At 48.2% G+C, this 11,912-nt stretch carries 8 protein-coding genes; all 8 read left to right on the top strand.

Going from position 1 to position 11,912, the window contains the following annotated elements; translation table 11 throughout:
- Positions 1-165 precede the first annotated feature (165 nt).
- The 8 genes from D0S45_14585 to D0S45_14550 all read left to right on the top strand — a co-directional run bounded on the left by D0S45_14585 (position 166) and on the right by D0S45_14550 (position 11,871).
- Positions 166-2,601 (top strand): diguanylate cyclase, encoded by a 2,436-nt coding sequence (locus D0S45_14585; GenBank protein ID TIH13536.1) that lies wholly within the window; start codon positions 166-168, stop codon positions 2,599-2,601.
- 14 nt (positions 2,602-2,615) lie between these two features.
- Positions 2,616-3,218, top strand: coding sequence for a lytic transglycosylase (locus D0S45_14580; protein ID TIH13535.1), 603 nt, complete (start codon positions 2,616-2,618; stop codon positions 3,216-3,218).
- Between the two features lie 6 nt (positions 3,219-3,224).
- On the top strand, positions 3,225-3,710 hold the full coding sequence (locus D0S45_14575) for a chemotaxis protein CheW (protein TIH13534.1): 486 nt from the start codon (positions 3,225-3,227) through the stop codon (positions 3,708-3,710).
- Positions 3,703-5,253 carry a chemotaxis protein CheR gene (locus tag D0S45_14570; protein TIH13533.1) on the top strand — a complete coding sequence of 517 codons (1,551 nt, stop codon included), beginning with the start codon at positions 3,703-3,705 and terminating at the stop codon, positions 5,251-5,253. The genes D0S45_14575 and D0S45_14570 overlap by 8 nt, the downstream gene beginning before the upstream one ends.
- Before the next feature lie 24 nt (positions 5,254-5,277).
- Positions 5,278-5,856, top strand: a complete 579-nt coding sequence (locus D0S45_14565; GenBank protein TIH13532.1) for a chemotaxis protein CheW — start codon at positions 5,278-5,280, stop codon at positions 5,854-5,856.
- 22 nt (positions 5,857-5,878) lie between these two features.
- Positions 5,879-8,197, top strand: a complete 2,319-nt coding sequence (locus D0S45_14560) for a response regulator (GenBank protein ID TIH13531.1) — start codon at positions 5,879-5,881, stop codon at positions 8,195-8,197.
- Positions 8,198-8,335: 138 nt separating this feature from the next.
- Positions 8,336-9,403, top strand: a complete 1,068-nt coding sequence (gene cheB / locus D0S45_14555) for a chemotaxis-specific protein-glutamate methyltransferase CheB (protein ID TIH13530.1) — start codon at positions 8,336-8,338, stop codon at positions 9,401-9,403.
- The gene (locus D0S45_14550; protein ID TIH13529.1) at positions 9,403-11,871 is read left to right on the top strand and encodes a hybrid sensor histidine kinase/response regulator; all 2,469 of its coding nucleotides are present in this window, start codon (positions 9,403-9,405) and stop codon (positions 11,869-11,871) included. The genes cheB and D0S45_14550 overlap by 1 nt, the downstream gene beginning before the upstream one ends.
- Positions 11,872-11,912: the final 41 nt, after the last annotated feature.

Genomic DNA, 11,912 nt, shown 5'->3' with positions numbered 1-11,912 from the left:
GAATATCTGAAGATATAATACAAAAAATCGCAATTCTGTCTTTAAGTGCTAGGGTTGTTGGGTTTGATTTGCAAAAATGTATAATTTGTAAAAGAAGAGATAGTTTCTCTTCAGAACCTAATTAATCAGTCACACTCTCCAACTCCCCGCTTGTCTTGAATCCCTATGCGGGTTATGTCCCTGCTTATGAACAAGGACAACCTCTTTACCGCCGGAATCAGTCTTTCCCCGCAGGATTTGATCCTCTACGAGCATACTCTCAAGGACCTCATTCAGGAATTCCTGCCCTTCGAATCTTACAGCCTCTATTTTCCCAAGCCCGCAAAAGGGCAGTTTCGGGCCAAACTTGAAGCCCGTTACAATGCCGAGGAAGCCCAGCTTATGCTTCCCTTGCGTTTGCGCGGGCGTGATCTCTGCTATTTTATTGCCAGAGGTGTGCAGCTGGAAGCCCCGGAAGCTTTACCTCCTTACCTTGAGGCCTTGGCTGCCTGCTCGCTGGAAAAGATTTTACTTTATAAAGGTTCCATTACTGACAGACTGACCGGCATGGCTACCCGCGACTATTTCATGTCCAAGTTGAATAAAGAATTGGACCTGATCCAGAACTGCATGATGCCTACTACCGGAGGGTGCAAGGACCCCGGTATCCCCACTTTTAGCGGTTCTGTGGGCGTGGTTGTCCTCGATATGGACTATTTCCAGCGCATCAATGACCGCTACGGTTACGGGCTGGGCGATAACATCATTGCCGACCTTTCCGCGCGTATTAATGAAGTGGTGGTCGAGTCTGTAATCTGCGCCCGAATCTTTGATGATAAGTTTGCCTTTCTGATCCCGGACGGACGGCCTAAAGCCTGCGCTAAGCTGGCTGAAGAGTTGCGGGTATTGGTGGAGAATTTCCCGGTTGAAGATCCGGTTACCGGAGATGTGATTAAAGTCAGCGTCAGTGCCGGATACGCCAACTATCCGCAATCCCTTTCCGGTCCCCATTTCAAGCGTTCCGCAGATGAGCAGGCCCGCATCCTTATGCGTAAGGCCGCTAAGGCAGTGGCAACGGCTAAAGATTTCGGGCGTAACTGCGTTTTTGCTTATTCCGACATCCTTCAAAAGGGTGCTAAGGTTTTGGAAGTGCTGCCTTTGCAGCGTCTGGCCCTGTCTATCGGGCAGAGCGTTGATGCTCGCGAGGGTGCGCGTTTTCTGGTCTGGTCCCCGGACTATCAAGCTGGCACGCAGGCCCGGCTTACCGAGGATGAACGTATTTCCGGTACCTATCCTACCATGTACAAGGCTGAGGTGGTCATCATTGAGGTGCAGGAGGAAATTGCCTTTGCTGAAATTCTGCACTTAAGCGATCCGGCATGGCCCGTAACTGCGGGTGACAGGCTGACCCTGCTTAATGAAAAGGATAGCTTTTTTGATGCGCAGGCCGGACCGGAAGCCAATGCTTCCCCGCAGCGGGATATGGTTACCGGGCTGTACCGTTACAAAGAGTTTATCGGACGCTACAGCCGTATGCGCCAGAATCTGGATAAATTTTCTGTAGCTGTGCTGCGTCTTGCCGCTAATCCGGCGGAGCAGGGCGGTAATTTTCAGAAGCTTACCGATGCACAGGTCCAGAAGGTGGCTTCAAGGGCGGAGACATTTTTTGATGAATCCTGCATGGGCGGGCGTTATAGTCTGAACAGCCTGATCTATTTTTTCCCGGATGGTGAATCCGATGCAGTAATGGAAAATGTTCTGCGGCTGGTGCGTGAGTGTTCGGACGATTTTGAAATAGAGCTTTCTGCCGGGGTGGCATCCTTCCCCTTCCTTAATTATCGGCGCAGTGAAATTCTTGATAACTGCCGGAAGGGTCTGGATCATTCACTTATGTTGGAAAAGCCCATGGTAGCCCAGTTTGATTCGGTTTCGCTGAACATTTCAGCTGACCGTTTTTACGTGGATGGTGATATCTACGGTGCAATCGAAGAATTCCGTCTCGCTTTGCTGGCCGATTCCGATAACATCCTTGCCCGTAATTCACTTGGTATCTGTTATGCGCAGGTCGGCAAACCCGAGCAGGCCCGTAAGCAGTTTGAGGATGTTCTCGATATTACTCCCAAGAATATTATGGCCTTATACAACCTTGGTTGGACCTGTCAGATGTTGGGCAGTATGGATAAGGCCCGCGAAGCCTATGAAATGTGTCTTGAACTGGAGCCGGAAAACGTCTTTTCCCTCGTGCGTCTCGGAGTGCTTTCCGAGCAGGACAAGGGGCTGGACGAGGCCGAACAGTATTACCTCAAGGCCGCTAAACTCAAGGGCGGGGATGCCTTGACCATGCGTCATTTGGCTCGCATTTCTTATGTCCGCAAGGATATGGACAAGGCCCGTGAATATTTGCATCAGGCTCTGAATGCCAACCACAACGATGCCGCAGCCATGAATATGCTGGCCAGAATTTATCTTGAAAGCGGAGAAGATCCGCAGGTTGCAGAGGTTTTGGCCCGTCAGAGTGCTGCACTCAAGCCTGCCAAAGATCAGTTTTGGGAAACATTGGCCAAGGCTCTTGAAGTGCAGGAAAAATTTGATGAAGCTGAACAGGTTCGTTCAAGATTTTAGGATTTTGATCATTAATGTCCAGATTCATTGTTGCCTTGTATCTCATTCTCAGCGGAGCTATCGTATTCCGTATGATCATTCCTTTTGATGCGGAGCGTGAGTTCTCACCTTCGCAGCGGCGTGAGGTTCAGCAGCGCATAAAGGTTGCGGACCGTGAACGGGTTCCAGTGCCTCCGCTGTTCGGGCAGGTTGCTGAAGAGTTTTCTCTGCACCCGGAAATTTTGAATGCCATTGCGGATCATGAGAGCGGTTACAATCCATGGGCTTTGAATATTGAGGGACGCAGCGTGTACCCTAAATCCCGTGAAGAAGCTCTTGCCATCATTGAGAAATATAGGGGTAAGAGTTATGATGTGGGGCTGATGCAGGTAAATTCTTTCTGGATCAGGAAATTTGAGCTTAGTCCTGCGGAGGCCCTTGAACCGGAAGAAAATTTGCGGCTGGGGGCATGGATACTGCGTTATTGCCTTGATCGCTATGGTTACAACTGGCGGGCAATCGGTGCCTATCATACTGGTTCGCCCAAGAATCTTCCGGGACGGTCACGGGCTTATGCAGTTAAGGTGATGAAGAAATACAATGCGCTGATGGAACAATCCGCAAGGGCCGGGAAGTAAATTTTTATGCCGAATAATGAATACGTTATTTTTGAGGTTGATTCCTGCAAGTTCGCCCTGCCTTCTGTCGCTGTGGACCGGGTTGAACGTGCGGTTATGCTTACTCCGGTGCCTGATGCGCCTGCTCCGGTTCTGGGAGTTGTCAACCGCGGAGGAGAAATTGTCCCGGTGCTTGGTTTGCGAGGTAGGATAGGCGCAGAGGAGCGCGGCATCATCCTCAGTGACAGACTTGTTTTCAGCACAGCCAACGGACGGCCCATGGCCCTGCTCACGGACCGCATCGGCGATGTCGTTGAAATTGATAACGATGCAGCGCGTGATGCAGATGAAATCTGGCCCGGAATTTCTCTTTTGAAGTCATTTGCAGGGCTTGGTGCTGATATAGTGCTGGTGCAGGATATGGGAGAATTGCTTGATCCCGATCAAGATCGGAATTTGCTTGCTGCTATCGCTGCCATGAATGAAGAGAAGGATTCCGCAGCTGATGAGTAATTACTTGACTGAAGGCAGGATAGGCGAACTTGCGGATATGGTCCGTGTAAAATTCGGGTTGGATTTTGCTTCAGAGAGGTGGAAGGATTTGCGTAGTGCAGTACTTCGTTTTCATAGGGAAGACTCTTCATTGTCCACCGCTGCCGAATGTCTTGACTATATTATGTCTCCCACAGTTGGGAATAATGATCTGGAGCAATTTATAAATCGGCTGACTATTGGTGAGACTTTTTTCTTTCGCGATGCAAATGCCCTCAGAGTAATCGAACATGAAATTTTGCGTAAATTAAGTGGCATGGGGAGCGGGCTTAACGGTGCTGTCAGAATCTGGTCCACGGCCTGTGCTACCGGGGAAGAACCTTATACTCTTGCCATGATCTGCCGCCGGGCAGGAGTTAATTCTGAAATTTTCGGGACAGATATAGACAGCAAGGCCTTGATCAAAGCGCGCGAGGGCTGTTACCGCAAATGGTCATTTCGTTCTGATGATACAGTTTTTAGAGATATCTTTTTCCGCAAAGTCGGTTCCAATTCATATATTCTTGAACCAACCATAAAAAGGATGGTCAATCTTTCCCGCTTGAATCTCATGGACGCTTCTGTCCCTGCTTCTTTCAGAGATATGGATGTCATTTTCTGTCGAAATGTTCTCATGTATTTTTCATCTGCTGGTGTGAATTCCGTATTGGATAAACTTTGGGATTGCCTCACTCCCGGCGGATGGCTGGTTGCTACGCCCAGTGAATCCGGTTTGCTCAGCAGTCATGGTAGGTTTGAACCTGTCAATGTTGATGGGATTCTGTTCTACCGCAAAAATGAAGATTATGAGCCGCAGTGCCAATTCTTGTTTGATGAATTCCGATTTCAGAGTGAGACGGAAGTTCCTGACTTTTTCACTGAGGAGCCGCTTGATTTTAAATCGCAGGACGAAGCAGCTGCGTTGGAAGATGATTTTCGATTTGAAGAATCAATTGGGCTGCCCGATAACGTTCCGGCTGATCCTGAACCGGATTTTAGCTTGATGGACGAGAGTGATGGAGCCGCGCTTTTTGAGCAGGCTGAAAAGCTGCGTGAACTGGGTGATACCGCCGGTGCTCTCGCTCAGTATGAAGTAATTGCTGAGCAGGATATTTATTATGAATTCAGGGCTGACGCGTTTTTGGGTATTGCCGGGATCAAGGCAGATTCCGGCTTAGCGGATGAAGCTGCTCTGTGGTGCGCTAAGGTTCTTGAGCTGGATCGGGTTTCCGCTCGCGCTCATTTTTTGCTTGGGCAGATCAGTCTGCAACAGGGGAACCCGGATAAGGCCCTTGCCCAGATGCGTAACGCAGTTTTTCTGGAAAGCGAATTTATCATGGCACATGTGCTTCTTGGGAATATATATATGGAGAGCGGCGATAGTAACGGAGCTTTGAGACATTTTCGTATCTCCATGCAGGAGTTGGAAAAAATGGATCAGGATGAACCTGTGCCCTGCTCTGATAGTACAACTGCCGGGCGGCTGAAGGAAATGGTGGGGTTGGTCCAAAAGAAGCTGGCTTAGCGAAATCTGACCAGAGGTGTGAGAATGGAAAGCAATACCTTGGATTATTTTAAAAGGGAAAGTGACAGGGAGCTTCTTCGCAAGAGGGCGGAAAAGTTAGCCTTTAAAGTTTCCGATGAGACAAGCGGACGAGAAAAAGAGTCCGGTGCACGGGAATATGTTTTTGTTCGTATGGGAACCAATGTTTATGGTTTTGACACATCTGTGGTTAAAGAGGTCATGATTCCGGAAGAGATAGTCTCCGTTCCTTGTACTCCCGATTTTCATCTTGGGTTAATGAGTGTGCGCGGGCACCTTTGGGCAGTGATTGATCTGTGTGCTTTTCTTGGAACCGGAGAAAAACTTGAATCAGATACTCCCGGTGTGGTTCTTCTGGAGGACGATGAATCAGAATTCGGAATTGCTGTCGATGAGATTGTCGGGGTTATTCCTGTACCTGATGATGAGATTAAGTCCCTGCCTGATGGAGAAAGCCGTCTTTCCAGTTTTTGTCGCGGAATAACCGCTGACCGTAGGACAGTGCTCAACGGGGCTGAATTGCTGCGGGATGAATCTCTCATGGTCAATGAATTTGTAGGCAGCAACCAGCACGGTCTGTCTTAACGGAGAACACGGAGAAGTTGATATGCCCATGATTGACGGTGATCTCAAGCAAAGACTGCAGGCTGCGTTCAGGGGGGAAAGTTCCGACCGTATGCGGGTGCTTTCGTCGGATTTTTTACGGCTGGAAAAAGGGTGTGGTAGCGAAGATCTTGCCGTAGTTGTTGAATCTTCATACCGTGAACTTCATAGTCTTAAAGGGGCTGCAAGGGCTGTTGGCCTTGGAGTTGTTGAAGAATTTTGTCAGGCATTTGAATCTTTTTTTGCCGTGCTGAAACAGTTGCAGTTGATTCCTTCCGGAAAGACCTGTTCCATGATGCTGGGGTGGCTGGATCTGCTGGAAGATATGCTCCGCGAGGAAGATGATTCCGTGGAGGCTAAGGTTTCTCCTTCGATTGTTTTGGCTATTTCCCGGATGCAGGAATTTGTGGATTCCCCGCAGTTGATTGAGAGCGGGGGCGATCATCCGGTACTTGATAGTAAACTGCCGGGAACTGAGGATAATGCAGAGTCCGCTACTCAGGCGGGCGGTGCTGTCAATAAAAGTGATTCCGGTGACTTTGAGCAGGGTGATGAAGCCGGACAGAGTAAGCATGATGGTAGCTTGAATCCGTCTTCCATGGGTGACAGTGTCCGGGTTAGCTCCTCTTTTCTGACCGGACTTCTTTTGCAGACAGAAGAACTTATTTCTTCACGAAATGCGCAGCGCAGCCGAATTCAGGAAATCTCAGAGCTTGATAAGCTGCTGGCTGAATTTACTAATTTTTATCATGGCGCAAATGAGGGGGGGGCTTCTTTTTCCGGTGAAGAGCTTAAACAGAATTTGTTAATGGGCAAAAAATTGGATGATTTTTTTAGAAGATTCAGCGCGCTGGGTGTGTTGGCCCGTAAGGCAGAGCGTGAGTTTACTTCCAAAATTGATTCCCTGTTAGGTGACTTTAAAAATTCCATGCTCTTGCCGTTTTCTTCCTTGTTGGACGTGTTTCCGCGGATGGTACGTACTTTGAGCATGGAGCAAGGCAAAGAGTGCCGCATGGAAAGTAGTGGGGATAATGTGCGCATTGACCGCAGAATCCTCGAAATGCTTCACGATCCGCTTATGCATATGGTGCGTAACTCCATTGACCACGGCATTGAGAGTAGGGATGAGAGAATTGCTCAGGGCAAGAAAACTGTTGGGCGGATATTTTTTTCCATTACCCAGATCGATCGTGACGTGGTCAAAATTATTTATGGTGATGATGGTCGGGGGATTGATCTTGAGCGATTAAAAGCTGTTGCGGTCAGCAGTGGTGTTATTTCAGCGGAGGAGGCGGAGAGTATGGACCGCCGTTCTGCGCTGGATTTGGTTTTTATTTCCGGCATGTCCAGCAGCAAAATTATAACCGATATCTCCGGGCGCGGCTTGGGTATGGCTATTGTCCGTGACAAGGTGGAGTCCCTCGGGGGAAGTGTTGTGGTAGCCAGTCCGCAAGGTAAAGGTTTCCGGATTGTCCTGAATATTCCGGTTGCCTTGACATCATTTAGAGGCATTGTTGTCGAATCTGCCGGGAAATGTTTTGTCGTGCCTAAATCAAGTGTCCGCAAAGTCATGTTGGTCCGGCAGGATGATATTGCTTCAGTCGGGGGCAATGAGACTGTTTTTGTTTTCGGCAGACCACTGCCTCTGGTCAGCCTTGCTGAGATTCTTGAGCTGAAAAGTAAGGAAAAGCAAGATGGTGCTTTCCCTGTTCTGATTGTCGGCAAAGGGCGTAAAGCTGTGGCTATAAGTGTCGACGGTTTGTCCGGTGAACAGGATGTGATGGCTAAAGGTATGGGGCCGCTGTTGAAACGTGTTCGTAATGTTTCTGGTTTTTCCATGCTCGGTTCGGGTGAACTCGCTCCCATTTTGCATACCCCGGACATGGCTCGTACTGCATTGAGTCTGCATGCTGAAGGGAAGGTTCGTTCAGTTCAGCACAGGCAGGGCATCAAGGAATTGAAAACAGTGCTTGTTACCGAGGATTCCATAACTTCGCGCATGTTGCTTAAAAATGTTTTGGAAGCAGCTGGTTACAATGTGGTCACAGCTGTCAATGGTCTGGACGCTTTGCAAAAAATTGAATCATCGCCGCCGGATATTCTTGTTTCTGATGTGGAAATGCCGCAGATGGATGGGTTTACCTTGACTGCAAGGGTTCGTAAGATGGATAGTTGTGCCAGTTTACCAATTATTTTGGTGACCTCTCTTGGTTCAGCTGAGGACCGGGAGCGTGGGGTTGAAGCTGGAGCAGATGCCTACATTATTAAGTCTAGCTTTGATCAAGGTAATCTACTAGAGGTTATCGATAGGTTGGCGGGATAGTTTTGTCGTCAAAATTAGGTAAGTGGTTTTTTTTATTTTTAAAGTAATATCAGCGTTTTTGCATGCGGGATAATTAGAGTGTAGGGGACACATTCACATGCGAATGTATTAATTGGGGCGGAATGGAGTTGGAAGGAAGTGATTAAGGTTCTGATAGTGGACGACTCGGCATCTGTGCGCACATTGTTTGCGGAGATGTTTAAGCGCGAGGATGATTTTGAAGTGGTCGGCTGTGCTGAGGACGGCTACTCTGCTTTGCGTATGGTCCGGGATTTGAAACCGGACGTGGTCACCATGGATGTTAACCTTCCTGATTGCGATGGATTCAGGGTTACCCGGATGATTATGGAAGATACTCCGGTCCCCATTGTAGTTGTCAGTGCCATCTACCGGGCCTCAGATGCTGAAATCGGGTTTCGTCTTATTGATACCGGTGCCCTTGCTTTTCATAATAAGCCTGCATTGAAAAGTGAAAATTTCGAAGAGCAGATGCAGGAGATTATCCTATCTGCACGCCTGATGTCTGAGGTTAGAGTTGTACGCCGTAAGACACGCTTCAGAAGGGAAGAAGTCGTTGAAAATGTTGTTTCTGCTCAATTCGGTTCCCACCCGGAGCCTTCATCCGGTAAAGGGAAGGTGATTTGCATTGGTGCATCTACCGGAGGTCCGCAGGCAATTAAGCAGATTCTTATGGCGCTTCCGCAAGGTTTTTCGACTCCCATACTGATTGTTCAGCATATGTCAGATGGCTTCACCAAAGGTATGGTTAACTGGCTGAAGAACAATACCGGCCACGATATCAGAATTGCTTCGCATAACGAGGACTTGAAGCCCGGAGTGATCTATTTTGCACCGGAAGGCGTCCATATGGAAATTTCAGCCAATAGGCGCATCGTTCTCACAGACGCACCCAATGTTAATGGTATTAAGCCTTCTGCTTCGGTACTTTTCAATTCCGCTTCTCGTAATCTGGGACGGTCCGCCGTGGGGGTCTTGTTGACGGGGATGGGCCGGGACGGTGCTGATGGATTGCTTGAGATTAGGCGCAATGGTGGCTACACTATCGCTCAGGACGAAGAGAGCTCAATCGTTTTTGGTATGCCTGGAGAGGCTGTAAAAATCGGTGGTGCTGTTTCTGTTCTGCCTCTCGATAGTATAGGTGGGGAGCTTTGCAGAATTTTTTTGGGATTGCTGGAGGATAAGTAGTGGAAAGTAGTCATATTCTGGTCGTGGAGGACAGCCTTACTCAGGCAGTTAAACTGGAATATATCCTATTTGAAAAGGGATTTAAAGTTTCCCTTGCGTCCAACGGCGAAAATGCTCTCCAGTTTTTGGAGGAAAAAGAAGTTGATCTGGTCATCAGTGATGTGGTCATGCCCGGAATGGACGGCTATGAACTGTGTGAAAAGATCAGGATGAACTCCCGGTACAATGATGTTCCGGTTATCTTGCTGACCAGTCTTTCCGAACCCGGAGATATTATCCGGGGGCTCAAAAGCGGGGCGACTAACTTCGTAACCAAACCTTATGATGAAGGTTTTCTTCTCGCCCGTATCGAGTCTGTCCTTAAACATAAATATTTTGATGCTGAAAGCTCTACTGTGCAGGAAGTGGATTTTGAATTTCAGGGGGTCAAGCATGTCCTCAAGGCTGATTTCAGTCAGGTTTTCCATTTGCTGCTTGCAACCTATGAAAATACACTCCTGCAATCTCGTCAGCTTGACGTTGCCAACCGGAAATTGCTTGCCCGTGAAGAGCAGTTGAGTTCCGTGTTGGCTTCCATGTCTGCAAAAATTGCTGTGCTGGATACGGATATGAAGATCATCGCCGCAAATGAATCGTGGCGGGAAATTTTCATACCCGGTACAAGCGAGGAAGTTTTGGGTGGGCTTGATTTCAAAAGTGCTATATTTTCATCTGGTTGTTTACGTGGCTCCCTAAATGAACTGGTGGACGGCGTGCGTTCAGTGGTGGAAGGAAAGAGCAGAAAATTTTCTTACGAATATTCATTTGACCAAGATGGCCTGCCCAGCTGGTACTTGCTGGAAGTTACGCCTATGCAGGGAGAATCCGGCGGAGCAGTGGCTTCTTTTATAGAGATTACAGAGCGCAAGGAGATGGAGCGGGAAATTATCGAAGCACGTGATACCGCAGAAAAGGCCAACCGTTTTAAATCTCGTTTTTTAGCTTCCATGAGTCATGAAATCCGCACTCCTCTTAATGCCATAATCGGCATGACTGACCTTACCTTGCGTTCTGAGCTTTCTACAAAGCAGACCGAAGATCTTGAGCTGGTGAAAATCTCAGCTGACCAGTTGTTGACCTTGATTAATGATATTCTCGATCTTTCCAAGGTTGAGGCCAGAATGCTCACACTGGAAGAAATTGATTTCAGTCTGGGTGAGGCTATGCGTAGTGTGGTCCGAAGTATGGAACAGCAGGCCAAGGATAAAGGGTTGGCTCTGAGTATTGATGTCGCTGATGATGTTCCTGTTGCTGTCTGTGGTGATCAGGGGCGGTTGAAGCAAATTTTGTATAACCTGATTGGTAACTCCATTAAATTTACCGAGCATGGTGGTGTTTTTGTTCAGGTCAGTAAGCTTGAGGACCGCAAGGTTTCCGGCGAGGTTGTTATTCAGGTTTCTGTGCGTGATACCGGGGTCGGAATTCCTGAAGAGAAACAGGAAATAGTTTTCAAAAGTTTCCGGCAGGCTGATGATTCCACTACCCGAAAGTTTGGCGGAACCGGGCTGGGCCTTGCAATTTCCCGCGAGCTTGTGGAGATGATGGGTGGCCAGATAGGGGTAAAAAGTTCTGAAGGCTACGGCAGTGTTTTTACCTTTCATGTGACTTTGAAGTGTGGGGATTCCAGCAGGCTTGCAATTGAGAATTGTGTCGATAATCTTGCTGAGGCTTCAACAGCCTCTGCTGTATATTCAATTCTATTGGTCGAGGATAATCCTATTAACGTGCTTGTGGCTTCGAGTCTGCTTGAGAGGATGGGACATTCCGTGGAGGTTGCCTCCAATGGTTTGGAAGCGGTAAGCATGCTTTCAGGAATTGATGTCGACCTTGTGCTTATGGATCTGGAAATGCCTGAAATGGACGGGTTTAATGCTTCGATCAGCATCCGAAATGGCAAAGCAGGCGATGCTGCACGCAATGTTCCGATTGTTGCAATGTCAGCTCATGCTATGGCCGGGGTCAAAGATAAGTGTGCCAGGTCTGGAATGAATGATTATATTGCCAAGCCTGTGCAGTATGTTGCTTTGCGGGAAGTCGTTTTCAGGACAATGAACGGTTGTTCCAGAATGTCCGTTTCTGCCCCCGAGGCTGCACCTCCGGCAGGAAAAGTAATAGACCCTGAGAAAGCGCAAGCTATGTATCAGGGGGACAGTTCATTATATAATGAGTTGTGCGGTTTGTTCATGAATGATGTGGCTGATGATATCGTAAAGTTCAAGCAGGCCCGTGAAAGTAATAAGGATTCTGTTGCCAGAAGAATAGTGCATACCCTGAAAAGCAGCTGTGCGGCTATTTGCGCCCCTCGGGCACGTGATGCCGCTGTCTTGCTTGAAAAGGCTTTGATAAAGGAAGATTCCCAAGCTGTTGAAGAGTTTCTCGCCAGATTTGAAGATGAGGCGTCCTTGGTGTGTAAAAAACTGACTGATTAGCTTTTTTAAATTTTTGATCATAAAAAAGAGCGGTACGCATT

The organism is Marinifilum sp. JC120 (assembly GCA_004923195.1).
Taxonomy (GTDB): Bacteria; Desulfobacterota; Desulfovibrionia; order Desulfovibrionales; family Desulfovibrionaceae; genus Maridesulfovibrio.
The sequence above is the reverse complement of the archived record's forward strand: the minus strand, read 5'-3'. Positions and strand labels throughout refer to the sequence as shown.

Coding starts and splice junctions, on each gene's coding strand:
- D0S45_14585 (TIH13536.1), top strand. CDS start 166: ATGCGGGTTATGTCCCTGCTTATGAACAAGGACAACCTCTTTACCGCC.
- D0S45_14580 (TIH13535.1), top strand. CDS start 2,616: ATGTCCAGATTCATTGTTGCCTTGTATCTCATTCTCAGCGGAGCTATC.
- D0S45_14575 (TIH13534.1), top strand. CDS start 3,225: ATGCCGAATAATGAATACGTTATTTTTGAGGTTGATTCCTGCAAGTTC.
- D0S45_14570 (TIH13533.1), top strand. CDS start 3,703: ATGAGTAATTACTTGACTGAAGGCAGGATAGGCGAACTTGCGGATATG.
- D0S45_14565 (TIH13532.1), top strand. CDS start 5,278: ATGGAAAGCAATACCTTGGATTATTTTAAAAGGGAAAGTGACAGGGAG.
- D0S45_14560 (TIH13531.1), top strand. CDS start 5,879: ATGCCCATGATTGACGGTGATCTCAAGCAAAGACTGCAGGCTGCGTTC.